This window comes from Fischerella major NIES-592, from assembly GCF_001904645.1.
GTDB classification, from domain to species: domain Bacteria; phylum Cyanobacteriota; class Cyanobacteriia; order Cyanobacteriales; family Nostocaceae; genus Fischerella; species Fischerella thermalis.
This window is the reverse complement of sequence record NZ_MRCA01000004.1, coordinates 92,425-110,683: the sequence shown is the minus strand read 5'-3', so window position 1 is coordinate 110,683 and position 18,259 is coordinate 92,425. Positions and strand designations below refer to the sequence as shown.

The following is an 18,259-nucleotide window of genomic DNA, read 5'->3' as shown; positions in this document are numbered from 1 at the left end:
ATAATATTCTAAGACAAGTACGTCCGTAGTTTAAAATCCAAAATCTAAAATTGTAAAGATGCAGCCTACAGATCCAGATAAATTTACAGATAAAGCTTGGGAAGGGATTGTTAAATCTCAGGATATAGTACGTGCTTATCAACAACAGCAATTAGATGTAGAACATTTAATTATTGCTTTATTACAACAAGAAAATGGTTTAGCAGCACGAATTCTTAACCGTGCTGGTGTAGATGCTAACCGTTTGCTACAACAACTAGAAGAATTTACCCGGCGTCAGCCCAAAGTCGGTAGAAGTGATCAGCTTTACCTGGGGCGTTCTTTAGATACTCTATTGGACGTAGCCGAAGAAGCAAGAGTACGGATGAAGGATTCTTACATCTCCGTAGAACATATCCTGCTGGCTTTTGTCGAAGATGAACGTGTCGGGCGACGGATAGTTAAAGGCTTTAATCTAGATACTGCGAAGTTGGAAGCTACGATTAAAGCAGTCCGTGGTAGCCAAAAAGTCACAGACCAAAATCCCGAGTCCCGCTATGAAGCTTTGCAAAAATTCGGTAGAGACTTGACAGAACAGGCAAAGTCTGGCAGGCTCGACCCAGTAATTGGACGGGATGACGAAATTCGGCGGGTTATTCAAGTATTGTCCCGACGTAGTAAAAATAACCCCGTCTTGATTGGTGAACCAGGGGTTGGTAAAACTGCGATCGCCGAAGCTTTAGCACAACGGATTGTGAATGGTGATGTCCCGGAATCTTTGAAAAATCGCCAACTCATCGCCCTGGATATGGGTAGTTTGATTGCTGGGGCCAAATACCGGGGTGAATTTGAAGACCGCCTCAAATCAGTTCTTCGGGAAGTTACGGAATCTAACGGTCAAATTGTCTTATTTATCGATGAGTTACACACCGTTGTCGGTGCAGGTTCCGGGCAACAAGGCTCAATGGATGCCGGAAATTTACTCAAACCGATGTTGGCACGGGGAGAACTGCGGTGTATAGGTGCTACCACGTTGGATGAGTACCGTAAATACATTGAAAAAGACGCTGCTTTAGAACGGCGTTTTCAACAAGTATTTGTAGATCAGCCCAGCGTGGAAAATACAATTTCTATCCTGCGGGGACTCAAAGAACGTTACGAAGTCCATCACAACGTCAAAATATCAGATTCGGCGTTGGTGGCAGCTGCTACTCTCTCAGCCAGATACATTAATGACCGTTTTTTGCCAGATAAAGCGATCGATTTAGTAGATGAAGCCGCCGCCCAACTGAAAATGGAGATTACCTCCAAACCAGCAGAGTTGGAAGCGATTGACCGTCGGCTGATGCAGCTAGAGATGGAAAAGCTGTCCTTGGCGGGAGAAGAAAAGGCTGTACCGCAAACGAAAGAGCGTTTAGCGCGAATTGAACTAGAAATTAGCAATTTAACCGCGAAACAGCAGGATTTAAACGGGCAATGGCAAAGTGAAAAGCAGCTATTAGAAGCGATTAGTGCCTTAAAGCAAGAAGAAGAAAAGCTCCGGGTACAAATAGAACAAGCAGAAAGGGCTTACGATTTAAATAAAGCTGCCCAGTTAAAATATGGCAAGTTGGAAGGAGTGCAACGCGATCGCGAAGCCAAAGAAACCGAACTCCTGAAAATTCAGAGTCAAGGTAAAACCTTGTTACGGGAACAAGTCACTGAAGCGGATATTGCCGAAATCGTCGCCAAATGGACAGGAATTCCCGTTAATAGTTTGTTGGAGTCGGAACGGCAAAAGTTACTCAAACTCGAAAGCCACCTACACGAACGAGTCATTGGACAACAGGAAGCCGTCTCAGCCGTTGCAGCTGCAATTCGTCGCGCCCGGGCTGGGATGAAAGATCCTGGCCGTCCCATCGGTTCATTTTTATTCATGGGACCGACGGGAGTGGGGAAAACAGAACTTGCCCGTGCTTTAGCGCAGTTTCTGTTTGATTCCGATGACGCCCTGGTGCGTTTAGATATGTCTGAGTATATGGAGAAACATTCGGTTTCTCGGTTAGTGGGTGCGCCTCCAGGATACGTCGGCTACGAAGAAGGCGGGCAACTGTCGGAAGCAATTCGCCGCCGTCCCTATTCGGTGGTGCTGCTGGATGAAGTTGAGAAAGCCCATCCGGATGTGTTTAATATTTTGCTACAAGTGCTTGATGACGGTAGAATTACGGATAGCCAAGGGCGAACCGTTGATTTTCGCAACACCGTTATTGTCATGACTAGTAACATTGGTAGCGAACACATCCTGGATGTTTCTAGCGATGACTCCCAGTATGAGAAAATGCGAAATCGGGTGATGGATGCTTTGCGATCGCACTTCCGCCCAGAATTTCTCAACCGGGTTGATGATTTAATTATCTTCCATGCCCTTAACCGCAGTGAGATGCAGCAAATCGTGCGTATTCAACTCAAACGGGTGGAATATCTGCTTAGAGAGCAAAAAATCTCTTTGGAAATATCTCCCGCTGCCTGTGATTATCTGGTGGAGGTGGGGTACGATCCAGTTTACGGCGCTCGTCCGATAAAACGGGCAATTCAAAGAGAAGTGGAGAATGCGATCGCTACCAAAATTCTGGATAATACGTTTATTGCTGGGGACACGATAATCATTGACAAGGGAGATAGCGGGTTGAAATTTAGCAAGAAAATTTCCCTGCAAGTATCAATAGTTGCCAACACAGTACAACTGATAGAGTCATCATCTGAAAATTGAAAAAACTAAAATAATGAGCAGCAAGGGGAGAGGAAAGAGAATATATCCTCTCCCTATACTTTTTGCAACTACTTTATTCAACTGATTTTGATTGAAAGTATTTTAGATGAAGTTAGTTTTTATAGCTGGCTGGGAATAATTAGACTATAGGATTTGATATTCCCTAAAAGCAGTATAATCATGTCTTTTGACTTCACTGTTGCCATACCTACCTACAACGGCGAAAGCCGTTTACCCAAAGTCCTAGAGAGATTGCAAAACCAGACAGGGGTAACACATTTAAAGTGGGAAATTATAGTTGTCGATAATAATAGCACAGATAATACAGCAAAAGTTGTTCAAGAATACCAAGCTATTTGGCACAAGGATGTCTCCTTTCAATATTTTTTTGAAGCTGAGCAAGGATTTCCTTTTGCCCGACAAAGAGCTATCAAAGAAGCAAATGGAGAATTAATTGGCTTTCTTGATGATGATAATTTACCTGCACTCAACTGGGTACAAGCAGCATACACATTTGCAAAAGAACATCCGCGAGCAGGAGCTTTTGGCAGTAGAATTCATGGTACATATGAAACAAATCCACCGGAAGAACTAAAGCCAATAATTTTTTACTTGGCTATTGTTGATAGAGGCTCACAACCCCTCATATACGAACCGCGGAAAAAAGGATTTCCCCCTGGTGCAGGATTAGTTGTTCGTCGGAATGTTTGGAAGCAGCATGTACCTTCTCGGCTTTTTTTAGTTGGTAGAGCTGGAAAATCTTTCATGCCAGCTGGTGAAGATACTGAAGCACTATTGTACATCCATAAAGCTGGCTGGGAAATTTGGTATAACCCTGCTATGGAAATTGAACATGTTATACCATCATGGCGATTAGAAAAAACTTATCTTATGACTCTGATGCGGAGTATTGGTCTAGGTCGCTTTCATTTGCGGATGTTATCACTACATAGATGGCAAAGACCTTTTGCTTTTTTTATCTACTTAATAAGTGACTTACATAAGCTGATAATTCATTTCACTAATTTTAGAAAATTTACACAAGGTGAAATTGTTGCCGCTTGTGAGATGGAACGACTCATTGGTACTCTAATAAGTCCGTTTTACTTAAGTAAAATCAAACTGATAAATTTTATGAATCGTTATTTATAATCAGTAGGAAATACGTCTATTCATAGGTATTTTTTTATGAAGATAGGTTATGTAACTACCTACGATGTTCTCAACCCCTCAAAATGGGCAAAATTTAATTTAGGAAATTATGGTTCAAATCACTACATATTTAAAACTTTAATAAATCAAGGTTTAGCAATTGAAACTGTAGGAAATTTTCAAAAAAAATACTCTTGGTTAACTAGACCTAAATGGAGTTTTTATAGAAAATTTTATCATAAAGATTATTATAGATGGGCTGAACCAATAGTCTGTAAAAATTACGCAGACCAAATCATAAGAAAAATTGATAAATTAGATATAGATATAATTTTATGTACAGAAGGAGCTACACCAGTGGCTTATTTGAAGCATCAAAAACCACTTGTTATTTGGATAGACACAGTTTTAGCAGCATTAATTGATGTTTATCCGTATCTAAGTAATCTTTGCAGAGAAACTAGAAATAACATTTATGTAATAGAAAAATCTGCTTTGGATAGAGCGAAATTAGTTATTTTTTCATCTGAGTGGGCTGCTCAAGAAGCTATAAGGATTTACAAAATCAACAGTGACAAAATCAAAGTCATTCCTAGAGGAGCAAATATAGAATTAAAGCCAGAGAGAACCATTGAAGAAGTTAAAACAATAATCGCTTCAAGAGGGGAAAAATTTTATAAATTTATATTTATTGGTGTTGATTGGATAAGAAAAGGAGGAGAAATAGCTTTAGCAGTCAGTAATGAACTAAAAAAAATGGGTTTTGATATTGAATTTAGAATTATAGGAGACCTACCGAAAAACACGAAAGGTCTACCAAATTTTGTAAAGTTAATAGGATATATAGATAAATCCACAGTTCAAGGGAAAGAATATTTTTATAATTTACTTGCAGATTCTCATTTTCTAATTTTACCTACTCAAGCAGATGTTACTCCCAATGTCTTAATTGAAGCTAATGCTTTTGGAGTTCCTTGCTTAGCAACAAATTTAGCCGGTATTCCTACAATTATTAAAGATGATGTTAATGGTAAAACTTTTCCTATGGATGCTGAAATATCAGACTACTGTAATTACATTATTACTTATCTACTTAATTATTCAAAATATGAAAATTTAGCTCTTTCTTCTTTTAATGAGTATAGAAATCGCTTAAACTGGTTGACGGCTGGTCAAAGGGCCAAAAATTTATTTATGAATTTATTATCTTCGTAAAAAAGTCCTCAAACATTAAAGCAATGCATTTAGAAAGTTAATAGGTAAGGCAAAATATAATTATGCTTGATTCTAGGTTAGAAGTTTGCAATGTATTCTGTTTTTTTGCTTGAGAATGTAATTTAAATTACTATTTTTTATATCATTACTAGGTAGGGAAATCCGAATCGCCATTATAGGGCAAACAGTGCTATTAAGAGGGTTTAATTACCTAAGTAGAGCTTTTAAAATTCTGATTGTTCGCAACTTTGCTCCTTCCTACACTCTAGTAACGGAGAGTGTTAGTGTATTCTTGTTTGAAGATCACTAAAGCGTTTGGTATTTTTCATTAGAGATTATGCTAGAACAAGGAACCATCAGTATTCATACTGAAAATATATTCCCGATTATCAAGAAGTCTCTTTACTCAGATCACCAAATCTTCTTGCGGGAATTAATATCCAACGCCGTCGATGCCATACAGAAACTGAACATGATATCCCGTGCTGGAGAATACTCTGGCGATATCGGTGAACCAGAAATTCAAATTGCTATAGACAAAAACAATAAAACCCTCTCCATCACCGATAACGGTATCGGGATGACAGCAGATGAGGTGAAAAAGTATATTAACCAAGTTGCTTTCTCTAGCGCCGAAGAATTTATTCAGAAGTATAAAAGCACATCTGACCAGCCTATTATCGGTCACTTTGGTCTAGGCTTTTACTCTTCCTTTATGGTGGCGCAAAAAGTCGAGATTGATACCCTATCTTACAAAGAAGGAGCGCAGGCTGTTCACTGGACTTGTGATGGTTCGCCAGAGTTCACCCTAGAAGAATCATCTCGTACGGCTCGTGGTACAACAATTACTCTCCATTTAATGGAGGAAGAACTAGATTATTTAGAATCTGCACGCATCAAAAATCTTGTCAAGACTTACTGTGATTTTATGCCAGTGCCAATTAAACTGGATGGCGAGGTGTTAAATCGACAAAAAGCACCGTGGCGTGAGTCTCCCAGTAATTTAAGTAAGGAAGACTATATAGAGTTTTATCGCTACCTCTATCCTTTCCAAGAAGACCCCCTACTATGGGTGCATTTGAATACAGATTATCCTTTTATCATCAATGGTATTCTGTATTTTCCGAAACTAAGACCGGATGTTGATGTTACCAAAGGGCAGATTAAGTTATTCTGCAATCAAGTTTTTGTCAGCGATCATTGCGAAGAAATTATTCCCCAATTTCTTTTGCCGATGCGGGGTGTAATTGATAGCAGTGATATTCCTCTAAATGTATCACGCAGTGCTTTGCAGACCGATCGCACCGTTAAGAAAATCGGTGATTACATCGCCAAAAAAGTAGGCGATCGCCTTAAAGAACTCTACCGCGACAACCGCGATCAATATATCAGCGCTTGGAAAGACCTTGGTACTTTCGTTAAATTCGGGGTGATGAACGATGAAAAGTTTAAAAAGCAAGTCGAAGACATCCTAATTTTCCGCAGTACTGCTGAGCTATCAAACCAAAATGCTTCCGAAACCCCAGCCGTACAAGTACAATCCGAAGGGGAAGACGTTTGGCAAGATGTCACTCCCCCTGCATCTTCTGGAGGTGATTCCTACACAACCCTCAAAGAATATTTAGAACGCAACAAAGAACGCCACAAAAACCGCGTTTTCTACTGCACCGATGAAGCAGCACAAGCCACCTACGTAGAACTTCACAAAAAACAAGGCTTGGAAGTCCTGTTTATGGACTCCTTCATCGACACCCACTTTATTAATTTCCTCGAACGTGAATTCCAAGATGTCAAATTTACGCGTGTAGACTCTGACTTGGATCAAACTCTCCTAGATAAAGATCAAGCTACAGAGATAGTTGATCCCAAAACAAATAAAACCCGCAGTGAAGTGATTAAGGAGTTATTTGAGAAAGCACTCAACAAACCTAAATTAAACATCCGTACTGAAGCCTTAAAATCAGATAATCCCCAAAGCACACCTCCCGCAATGGTGTTGCTACCAGAGATTTTGCGTCGCCTCCGCGAAATGAATGCACTCATGCAGCAGCAAACGGTAGAGTTTCCTGAAGAGCATATTCTGTTGGTAAATACTAGCCACCCCCTGATTCAGAACTTAGCAACCCTTAGTCAAAGTAGTATTATTCAGGGTCGAGGTGAATCACCTACAGGTCAGTTAGTTAACATGATTTGCCAACATATTTATGATTTGGCACTGATGTCTCAAAAAGGATTTGATGCTGAAGGAATGAAAGGCTTTGTTGAACGTTCTAATGAAGTCTTAACGAAGTTGACAGAACAAGCAACTAAGTAACCCCCAGTAAGGAAGGATAAAGTTATACCTGTCTTGAAAATGGGTGTGGGAGTAGTTTGGGTGTAAGAATGTAGGAGGAGATATATTTTCATCTCCTCCTTGTGAATGTAATTGCCTGTGGGCTCTTGCACCTGTTTTTCAACCACCTCAATAGCTTTCTCCACCACCCGCAAGCAGCTATATAATAAAAGATCGTGTTCAAATAAATCGGAGATTATCCTATGTCTCGTCGCTGTGATTTAACTGGTAAAAAGGCCAATAACGCCTTTGCAATTTCCCACTCCCACCGCCGCACTAAGCGTATTCAGAATGCCAACCTGCAAAGCAAGCGCGTTTGGTGGCCCGAGGGTAATCGTTGGGTGAGACTCAAATTGTCTACTAAAGCTATCAAAACCTTAGAAAAGAAAGGTTTAGCAGCTATGGCTAAAGAAGCAGGGATTAATCTCAATCATTACTAGGCAGAAAATTGAGTAGTTCGTAACTATAGTTTGTAATGAGGCGCTTTAGCCTCTAAAACAAGCTTTCACGTTACGAATTTATCAAACACTGTACAAAAAATCATTGGGCAAAACCCCATAGTACGGTCGTTACTCAATGAAGATGTTTTTCATCTCCCTGTAAATGGGGGATGAAGGCAAATAAAAAGGTAAAAATATAAATTATCCAAGAGTTTAGGTCTAGTTATTTACAATAGCAAAACCCAGTTACTCAAAAACTTTATATAATAAAAATCAATTTAATAATAACTCAAATATATTAATATTCAATAAAATTAGTTTAGACTGAGACATTTTAAACTTTTCCTGTATTTTCGTACATGATTGAATGTATTTTATTTTTGAATTTTATTAATAAAAGGGTGGAATAAAATATCTTTCAACTTGCCAAACATTTTTGATAGTACGTAAAATTCATTCTGAATTGCATGACAACCAATATAAGATTCAAAACCGTCTAATGGTCTTTTCTGTTCTATATAAGAAAACTGACCTTTAATTTTATCTTGCCATTTTGAAGTATGCCTAGTAGCAATACTAAATATATATATCGAAGCATTTTTATGACTATTAAAGCTTAAGTATAGTAGAGACATACCATTCTCCTCAAACATTCTTTTTATAGTTAGCGGAGTAAATCGCCAGTAGTCTCCATAATTTGTGTGCATTTGCTGTAGAAACGGGACAACCAGTATTACGACATCCCTACTCATCAAACATAGGTTCTTGAAAGCAGTATTGACTTGATAAATATGTTCTAAAACTGTGTGATTGAATACAACATCAAATTTATTGATTAGTTCATTTGGTAATTCAGTAGCTAAATCCAAAAAAATTTCATTCTGTAATCCTTGAAATCCCATTGCTTCAGGCTTATAGTTGGTGATCGTATAACTACTAGCATTTATAAAATAATCTTTATACCGTTTGCCCTCTTTATCAGCATCTTGCCAACCACTAACATTTACAATATCTCCATCAAAAAGATGAGCAAATTTTTTTAGTTCTCGATTTGACCAAATTCTTGCAATCAAATACTTTCTATCTATAAAAATGGATGAAAATTTTTCAGCTGCTCTATTTGCTGGAAACATTGGGTATTCTCCCTTGCGTACGTAGATTGTTATCCTATTATAATTTATACATTATACTTTGATGATATTTCAGTTGTCTAACACCACTCTCCTTAATACAAAGAAGAAGAGATCAAATGCATAATATAGTAATATTACTCAAATTTAAGCGATAATCGCTACATAATAAATTTAAGACTTTGTCATACTTACTTGCCATTATAGTATTGAGGCAAAGGCTTTAAAGAGTTTAGAGAGCATGGGCTTTATATCAACAAAAGTCAGACATCTGTTCGTACTGAAGGCTGAAGCCTCTACCATAAACCTTTCATTTATTGATACCTAACTACTTAATTTTTAGCAGGTTGATAATTTTACTATCACAAGTGGGTACTATAAGCTTACTTTGCTAAAAACATAGTCATCAAGTGACTTCGCTCTGAAACAAAATCACAAAATTGGATGTGAAGTTATGGCGTTATTATCCTTTGTCGGTTATAAATTAAATTATTCAGATAAAATAGAAATTTTCTCGATAAATAACAAGAAATTATCAAAAATATAAATTCAAGATTTTTTATTTATGTTGCTACTGCATTTATGTTTACGTTTATATCTGGCAGTAGCTATATAAATAAAGCTTTGCAGAGTGCCTGCGAAATTTATCGAAAGGCTGAATTTCTGATTGCCCATAAAATAGACACTCAAAAAAACTTGGCAGGGAAGTAGATTATGTCTCCAAAACGCAAGTTAGTCAGGACAATACAAAAAATATCTCAAAAACTTTGCAATAATTCTTCACCAATAATGAAAGAGCAAAGTCTATGGCTACTGCGATGTTTCTTAATAACTAGGAGACAATCAGATTGGATAAATGCAGGCTTTGTGTTACCAACAGTGGTAATGGTATCGTTGGTGGTAGTGCTACTAACTACTGCTATCTTATTTCGGTCTTTTGAACGTTCTAAAAATGCTAGTAATGTTCGCGTGAATGAAGCTGTTTTAAATGCAGCATCACCTGCTTTAGAAAGAGCCAAAGCAAAAATAGATCAACTATTTAAAGATCCACGGCTTCCACGTTCAACTCCGTCTGACTTTTCATTAACTCAAGTTATTGGTGAGAATATCAGTGAATTCACATTTGGTGATGAAACACAGCTCAAAGTTGTGAAAGATTTTAATTCTACAAGTGGTATTCAAGATGAAGAGACTCTGAATACAGCATGGAAATACCCTGTTGATACTGATAATAACGGTAAGTTAGATAGTTATACCCTTTATGGTATCTATTTTCGTACTCCTACTAGCAATAGACCCAGAAATCCCCTAGAAGCAAGAACACAACCCATGGACGAAGGTGCAACTGGTGGTAAATGTCAGAGTGATGTTGCTACTAGCGCCGATTTAATAGGTAGTCAGGGCTGGTATAAAGTTGGTAGCAAGCTAAAAAGAAGCTTGTTTATATACACTGCGACCGTACCGATCACTAATACAACAGGCTTGGGTAGTAATTATGAAAAGTTCAGTGGCAATAAAGGTTTTGTAGCGTTGGAGTATCAACAGGACAGAGAAAGAATACCTTTGAAGAATAATGCAGTTCTTTATGAAAATGATTTAGAGATTGCACCAGGATTTGGTATCAACATCAATGGACGTATCTTCACAAATGGTAATTTGTTGACAAGGCAATCCGGTACTGCTGCTTCTAATACCATTAGATATTATCTGGTCAGCAGCCCAAAATCGTGCTACTACACAGAGGAAAATAGCAAGATAATTGTAGCTGGCAATGTCATCAATAGCCGTGTTAATGAAAGCTCCTCCGGTTCTGGTGTTTTTGTAGATTTGTTCAATCAAGGCTATGACGTAGATAATATTGCAATTGTCCAGGATAAACTTGACAACACAAAAAAAACCGTACCAGCGTCAGTTTACGGAAATACAGCAGCCTTCAATGATGAGGCCTATGCTAAGCGAATTGACCGTCTAGTAGAAGAAACAAATGCTACTTATCCAAATAAAACCGATCTGCCCGAAGAAGTTCAACAGGAAATTGACCGACAAATCGCTGCTGATCCGACTCTAGATCCAGCTGCGGTACGTGATAAACAGCTAAGAATTTACTTTAGAAAGCGAACTCGGCGTGTTCCCTATGCAGAGATTCCTTTTAATAGTAATCCCCTGAAATATACACTTGGTTCTACTAGCTATGATTATGAAACAAATAGCCCGCTACAAGGAAGTGGTAACTCTTTACGACCGGTAGATGCATGGGTTTTTCCTTATGATCCCAGTGATGGTAAGACGGCTTCCAACTATGCCAACATTGCCATTAAAGATAACGGTACGAAGAAACTTCATCTGTCGGCAACCGATCCAGCAGTACAGGTGAATTTAGGTAAAGAAGAACGAATCGGCGATCGCGTTTTAGTAGGTAACAATCTGCCACAGTTTGTATACAGTACAACTAAAGGTAAATTTGTTAGTTCCGAAGAAGGCCAGGTAATTTCTGGCAAAGAATGGGATAACAACACTAATCAGCGCAAACGCTTCACCCAAGCCTACCAATTAGATGATCTAGGAATTACTGATCGGGATGACTTTTGGGAAAAATCAGCAGCACAAAAACCCCAAGGACCACTGGATGTGGTTGGAGGCTTGCGAGTGATTACGGGAGCAGGAATTTACTTACCCAATGACTATGTTCCTAGCACTCATACTTTTACTAACACCCAAAAGATTATTTGGCCAGATTATATGCCAATGGGTGTTACCACCAAGCCCGAGGGCTTACCCCATGACAAAACACCATACCTGCAAATGCGGGCTACGGCAGTTTATCATTACCAAGACGATTCCTACGATCCTAAGACTCCAACTGATTACCAAACACCGATCGCTTGTGTCAGTAGCTACTACGATCCTACAAACAGTACGACAGCCAGAAATCAAACAGGTTTACCAGATGTTAGTTTAAGAGATACCAATAGAAACTTAACTGGATTGCCCAACGTTAGTACAAATCCAGGCAAATCCCACAACGGTGTCGTTTACTCCGCTTCCTCTCTATCAACAACAGGTTATGAAGCAGAATTGAATTACCAAGCACAGCTAAAGTACCCCAACGGACGCTTGGTAAATGAACAGCTTAAAAAGGCCTTGGACAAAATAGCAGCTAGTAAGTCACTAACCTTAGCAGAACAATCAGCAGTTGATTCTGCAATGTGTGCTTTAAAGATTTTGGATGGCACAATTGGCAGTCCTACAGACTCTGCAATTCCTCATGGCGCGATTATGGAAACTGCTTTTCTGGATGCAAGGCAGATTAAGGCTATTGATAAATCGGCATCGGGAACAAGCTACGATTTAGATGTAGAACTGCGACAGCCATTAGAAATTCGTGCCACGATTATAGATCTAGATCTGTTACGCAGAAAATCAAAGACAGGTGGAGAGTTTCTATTTCCAAATAGTGGCATTATTTATGCCACCCGTGATGATGCACTGCCAGACGCTAGCAATGCAAGTAAAGATGTAAGTGCTACTGACTTTAGGTTAGACCCAACTCGGCGGCCTAACGGCATTATGCTAATTAATGGCAGTGACTTGAGCCGAAATAGTACTTATAAACCTGAAGAAAAAGGTCTAACTCTAGCATCAAACCTACCAGTTTATATTCAAGGGAATTTTAACATCCACACACAAGAAGAGTTTACAGATATTCTCTTGAAATCTACTAACAGTTGGGGCAATGACTTTTACAAACGTAAAACATTGAATCCACAATTTGCTTGTCGCCCAGGTCAATTTTCTAGTTGCACCACTGGTGAAACATGGCGATCAGCCTCGGTAATAGCTGATGCAATCACAATTTTGTCAGATAACTTCCGCTTGGGCTTCCGCCAAGAAGGTGACTATGACTTAAGAACTAATTACGACGTAATTGATAAAGATGGTAATCCGGTGTTTGTTGCTTTTGATGCTGATGGTGACAATTCCTTAGGAAATGTTGACGAGACAAAGTTTGGCTTTGATTTAAATGGTGATGGAGATGCAGCCGATACAACGGTTTCCGAGACTCAAATCATAGCTTCAGCTGCTGCTAAAATCAATGGCTTTTGGGATAACAACTTTGTCACTAGTTTTCCTTGGAAAGATAATAATAGTAGCTACGGTAATCCTACAGATTTAGATAATAATCCCATCCAAAGTTCCTACTTCAACAACTTTGTTACCCCAATTCAACGTCGGGTACCTTTTCCAGAGTATGTCATGGAACTTTGTCGTAAACCAACAATTACAACTTGTGGAGCTAGTGATTGGAGTGTAGGTTATGCAGATGGTAGCACTGTTGACTGGGATTACAAGGCAACGGATTCGGGTACAAAGCGTATATTACCAAATGATTCTAACTTTACAGTTGATAAACTAGGAGCTGGTACTACGGCTAGACCTGCCTTGAAGCCAGAAGACCGACATTTTCCTCGTCGTATTGCCTTCCTCAGAGATAGTAACGGTAATTTAATCTTATCTGGTGGTAGACCAATTCCTTTGGGTATAAAAGGTACTAATAATCCCCCTGATGTACCGACAGATAATGCAGGGCAGGTAAACTACTATCCTTACACTAATAATACAATTGCAGGCACTGCTTACCCTGCATACAGTTCTAGTAATCGACCTAGATTACATCAAAGAGCTCTTTGGTTTAAAACAGATAACAGTAACGCTGCCAATTATGGCCATAGCTACCCTCTGTGGATTGAAAATCGCAGTAGCCTCAGTGGAACAAGAGTCACAGAGCAACCGCTTTTAATACCAGTTCTGCAAATTCAGTATCCATTGACATCGCCGAGTAGTAATACAAGTACGCTCAACGACAGTGGTGATGCGAGGACCACAGGTAACTGGATGCAAACCGCTACACCTACAGAAACAAATCTCGTATTTGCTCAGGGTGATACTCCAGGACGTCCAGTTGAAAGCAATGGTGGTTTAGAAAACTTTGTACGTTATTTAGAGCGTTGGCAAAATAGTTCTAGTAACACCGACCTTGTTAACCACATAGCCGCTGGTGCTTTTATACAGTTTAAACGTAGTTCTTTTGCTACAGCACCGTTCCAAGTATTTACTGAAACATACAATAATTCTTCTACAGGGTACAGTTCTACAGGAACTATTTTTGGATATCCTCAAGCCTACAGACTGAGTGTTAACCAAACCAATAATGATAGATTTGGTCGTACACCCTTTTATACAGGCTCTCAGCGTCTCTGGGGTTACGATGTAGCCTTGTTAACTCAGTTACCAGATTTGTTCTCGCAACGCTTTACCTCACCTGCAACTAACCCTCCTAACGAATTTTACAGAGAAGTCGGAAGAGATGATGCTTGGGTGAAAACTTTGCTATGTGCTGCTCAAAACAGCAGTACTGGTGGTTATGAAAATGCTCCTTCCACGATCTATGGAAGTAATTACAAATACGCTCTTAGCCAAGACCAACGTGGTACATGCCCTTAATTTCATCTAGTTCTGCATTTAACAAAAAGCTAGGATTATTTAATTGCTGAGATATGATTCACCATAAACAACAGCGACTATCCCTGTCTAGTCAGTTAGGTTTTACTATCATTGAGTCATTAATAGCAATAATTGTTGTTGCTATTTTACTAGCAGCGATCGCACCTGTGATTGTTTTGTCTGTAGGAACACGAGTGCAAGCAAAGCGTGTTGAGTTAGCTACAGATGCTGCCAAAACCTATATTGATGGTGTTCGTTCTGCGAAGATTGCAGCACCTCCGATCAGCACAAAGAATGATCCGCCAATACCAGCACCCTCAGGAACTCTATCTTGTCCGACAACAGGAAGTGCTATCTGTTCAATATCACCTGCTTCTACACTATTTCAACTGTATTGCGTAGATGCAGATACAGGAGGCTGCACCCAGAATAATTCTAAAGACATGATCATCCAAGCATTTGGATATAACGCCAATTCTACTAATGCTGATGATGGCTACAGATTAGGATTGCGAGTATATAGAGCAGATGCTTTTAAAAGCGGCGTTACATTGAAAGCATCTCCTGATATTAAGCAGCAACGAAGTTTTACTGGTGGGAGTGGTTTATCACCAACACAAGCTCCTCTGTTGGAAACATCAACAGAAATATCTAATAAATCAACAACATTCAGTAATTTCTGTGATCGCTTAAAAAATAAGGATAATTCTCAATCTCAATGTTAAATCTTCGTAACCTCAAGGGGAAAATGTAGTGTTATGAATCCATTCAAATGGATTTTGATGAATCAGCTGAAACACTTTAAGAGCAAACAAAAAATCAGTGGATTTACTCTGATTGAATTATTAGTTGCTCTGCTCCTTGCCTTTCTTGTGATTACACCTTTATTAGGATTCATGATCAACATCATGGACACAGATAGGAAAGAGCAGGCCAAAATAAACTCTGAGCAAGAAATCAAAGCAGCTCTTGATTTTATAGCACGTGATTTGCAGCAGGCAGTTTTTATTTATAACGCTGATGGCATTAAAGCCATTAGACAACAACTACCTAAGTATGATCAAAAAGATAATTACTTTCCTGTTCTTGTCTTTTGGAAACGTCAATTTATCCCTGGCGCGCTAATAGTAGGAAGTGGAACAGATGATACTTTTGTTTACTCATTAGTTGCCTATTATTTAATAAAAGACAATAACCCTACATGGTCAAAAGCAGCGCGAATTGGCAGATTCCAAATCAGTAATGGCTATGGACTGACTGATGCTGAGCAAGAAAGTACTCGCGATCTAGGTTTTCAACTATTCGATCTCAAAGATGAAGGTGATTTGAAAACCAAAATGAATAAATGGACAAAAAAGACTGGTGAAGACTATACCCAAGATGTTCTGCCACTGGTTGACTACATTGATCAAACATCTATTAGTACTACAAATACAGCTCCAACTTGCTCTATGGGTCAATTAATACCAAAATATTCTGGCAGTGGAGATGATGTTGCTACAGGCAATGTAATAACACGTGGCTTTTACGTCTGTGTAGACTCAGACAACACTGTTGCTGAAGTTTATTTACGTGGTAATGCTTTGGCTCGTATTCAGCAAAACAATCTTAACTTTAATCAAAACATAGAACAAAACAAAGTTTATTTTCCGCAAGCCAGCATACGTGTAAAAGGACGTGGATTCTTATTTACTCAGTAAAAATTCTCAAGTTTGTAAAATCAAGGCAGCTTAACTATGTGTGGCCTAGTTGTATGCGTAAGATTATTGATTGCACAATCAAAATTTGATTCCGATTCCACTCAATCTAAGGCAGGGTACTCCCTGATTGAGCTTTTGGCAGTGGTAGTGATAATTGGAGTTTTGGCAGCGATCGCAGCACCCGGCTGGATTGCTTTTGTCAACAGACAAAGGTTAAATAAAGCTAATGATGCTGTTTTAGCAGCACTCCAAGAAGCCCAGCGAGAAGCGAAAAAGGAAAAGCTCAGTTACAGTGTTAGCTTTAAAACTGACAATAATATTCAAAAATTTGCTATATATCGTGCAAAAAACTCTGATGGTACAAATGCTGTTCCTAATAGTTCGGATTGGCAAAATTTATTAGGGGATTTAGATATTAAACCCGGACAGCTAGTTATTGGAACTAACATTACAGGTGAAAATACCAGCAGTAGTACTGTCAGTTATGCTTCTAATCCTGTATTCAGTGCCACTAGCAAACCACAAACGATAACATTTGATTACATGGGTGCTTTAGACCTAACAGTTAAAACCAAAAATGATGGTTTGACTGCTGTACAAAATAGTAAGATTGGTAATAAAGGCTTAATTGTAGCAGTTGCCATAGCTAAACCTGGTAATCCTACTCAAGCAACTAATACAAAGCGATGCGTAATTGTAAAAACTCTTTTAGGTTCACTACAAACAGGCAAGGATACTGCTTGTGAGTAACAATTTTATTATCAAAAATAATATATAAATTTAGTAATTACACGGGCCACTAATATGGCACCTGAAGTTGAAAATAGTTTATCAGGTGCTTTTTTATTTGGCGCTCAGATTATGCATATTGACTTTACTGTAGCTATCCCTACTTATAATGGCGAAAGCCGTTTACCTGAACTACTAGAAAGACTGCAAAATCAAATTTCCACTGAACACTTTTCTTGGGAGATTATTGTTGTAGATAACAACAGTACAGATAATACTGCTACTCTTGTTCGCAGTTATCAAGCTTCTTGGCAATGTTCCTATCCCTTAAGGTATTGCTTTGAACCAAAACAAGGAGCAGCATATGCTCGCAAAACAGCTATTGAACAAGCCAAGGGAAAATTTATTGGCTTTTTGGATGATGATAACTACCCAACTTATAACTGGGTTGCAGCAGCTTATGCTTTCGGTCAATCTCATCCAGAAGCAGGAGCTTATGGTAGTCAAATTCATCCAAAATTTGAAGTAGAACCACCAGAAAATTTTCAAAGAATAGCCCCATTCTTGGCTATTACAGAACGAGGTAATTTGCCTCTTTTATATTCGTCTCACAAAAAATTGCTTCCACCATCTGCGGGGCTTGTTGTTTGCAGAAAAGCTTGGTTAGAAAGCTTACCGAAAGAAACTATTTTGTCTGGTAGAGTAACTGGCAATATGCTTACCAGCGAAGACTTAGAAGCATTATCTTATATTCAAAAATCAGGTTGGGAAATTTGGTATAATCCAGCCATGGAAATTTATCATCAGATTCCTTCTTGGCGTTTACAAAGAGAATATTTAATTCCTTTTTTTCGTGGAATTGGACTTAGTCGCTACATAACTCGCACAGTCAATTTAAAATCTTGGCAAAAACCAATAGCTTTAGCTGCTTACATGCTCAATGATTTACGTAAGATTATTATCCATTTACTCAAGTATCGCTGGAAAATTAAAACTGAATTGGTAGCAGCGTGTGAAATGCAACTTTTTATAAGTAGTTTCATTAGTCCTTTCTACCTATGGAGGCATGGATATTTACAGCGCTACCTCTCTAAATAAAGTGCATCTGTTCCCTTCACCTCCAATATTAAGTGAAAAAATTTTTCCCTGTCTTCTTGGATATTACATCAGCTTTAGGTGCAAGACATCATAGTCAATGATGCCCACAACAAGCAGATGAAAAATTATTGTTTGGAAACTAATATTTTAATATTAGTTTTTATAATTACTCGCTCATTTTAATTAAACTAAAAAAATAAATTAAATATCCGGAATTTTTAGTAAATCCCAGT

The 18,259-nt window shown here is 38.6% G+C and carries 11 protein-coding genes; 10 read left to right on the top strand and 1 reads right to left on the bottom strand.

Translation table 11 applies throughout. The annotated features are described in order from the left end of the window. The first annotated feature begins 58 nt into the window (after positions 1–58). From clpB to rpmB, 5 genes are all read left to right on the top strand, one after another. The gene (clpB, locus tag NIES592_RS09685; protein WP_073555631.1) at positions 59–2,728 is read left to right on the top strand and encodes an ATP-dependent chaperone ClpB; all 2,670 of its coding nucleotides are present in this window, start codon (positions 59–61) and stop codon (positions 2,726–2,728) included. A 180-nt stretch (positions 2,729–2,908) separates the two neighbouring features. Then, positions 2,909–3,880: a hormogonium polysaccharide biosynthesis glycosyltransferase HpsE gene (gene hpsE / locus NIES592_RS09680; RefSeq protein WP_073555630.1), complete on the top strand. Its 972-nt coding sequence runs from the start codon at positions 2,909–2,911 to the stop codon at positions 3,878–3,880. Positions 3,881–3,916: 36 nt separating this feature from the next. Further along, positions 3,917–5,095: a glycosyltransferase family 4 protein gene (locus NIES592_RS09675; RefSeq protein WP_073555629.1), complete on the top strand. Its 1,179-nt coding sequence runs from the start codon at positions 3,917–3,919 to the stop codon at positions 5,093–5,095. A gap of 337 nt (positions 5,096–5,432) precedes the next feature. Next, positions 5,433–7,409 carry a molecular chaperone HtpG gene (htpG, locus tag NIES592_RS09670; RefSeq protein ID WP_062248386.1) on the top strand — a complete coding sequence of 659 codons (1,977 nt, stop codon included), beginning with the start codon at positions 5,433–5,435 and terminating at the stop codon, positions 7,407–7,409. A 221-nt stretch (positions 7,410–7,630) separates the two neighbouring features. After that, on the top strand, positions 7,631–7,867 hold the full coding sequence (gene rpmB, locus NIES592_RS09665) for a 50S ribosomal protein L28 (RefSeq protein ID WP_009459782.1): 237 nt from the start codon (positions 7,631–7,633) through the stop codon (positions 7,865–7,867). Positions 7,868–8,241: 374 nt separating this feature from the next. On the opposite strand, the gene NIES592_RS09660 is transcribed toward rpmB, so the two are convergent. Beyond that, complete coding sequence (locus tag NIES592_RS09660; protein WP_062248388.1) at positions 8,242–9,000, bottom strand: hypothetical protein; 759 nt, start codon at positions 8,998–9,000, stop codon at positions 8,242–8,244. Between the two features lie 711 nt (positions 9,001–9,711). Between NIES592_RS09660 and hpsA the strand changes: the two genes are divergently transcribed. The 5 genes from hpsA to hpsE (NIES592_RS09635) all read left to right on the top strand — a co-directional run bounded on the left by hpsA (position 9,712) and on the right by hpsE (NIES592_RS09635) (position 18,026). After that, entirely contained in the window at positions 9,712–14,499 is a 4,788-nt protein-coding gene (hpsA, locus tag NIES592_RS09655; RefSeq protein WP_073555628.1) for a hormogonium polysaccharide biosynthesis protein HpsA, read from the top strand. Positions 14,500–14,552: 53 nt separating this feature from the next. Further along, entirely contained in the window at positions 14,553–15,224 is a 672-nt protein-coding gene (gene hpsB, locus NIES592_RS09650; protein WP_062248393.1) for a hormogonium polysaccharide secretion pseudopilin HpsB, read from the top strand. A gap of 33 nt (positions 15,225–15,257) precedes the next feature. Further along, positions 15,258–16,199, top strand: coding sequence for a hormogonium polysaccharide secretion pseudopilin HpsC (gene hpsC, locus NIES592_RS09645; protein ID WP_062248395.1), 942 nt, complete (start codon positions 15,258–15,260; stop codon positions 16,197–16,199). 36 nt (positions 16,200–16,235) lie between these two features. Continuing rightward, a complete protein-coding gene (locus NIES592_RS09640; protein ID WP_073555627.1) occupies positions 16,236–16,949 on the top strand; it encodes a pilus assembly FimT family protein in 714 nt (237 codons plus the stop codon). A 111-nt stretch (positions 16,950–17,060) separates the two neighbouring features. Then, positions 17,061–18,026, top strand: coding sequence for a hormogonium polysaccharide biosynthesis glycosyltransferase HpsE (hpsE, locus tag NIES592_RS09635; RefSeq protein WP_178379522.1), 966 nt, complete (start codon positions 17,061–17,063; stop codon positions 18,024–18,026). The last annotated feature ends 233 nt before the right edge of the window (positions 18,027–18,259 follow it).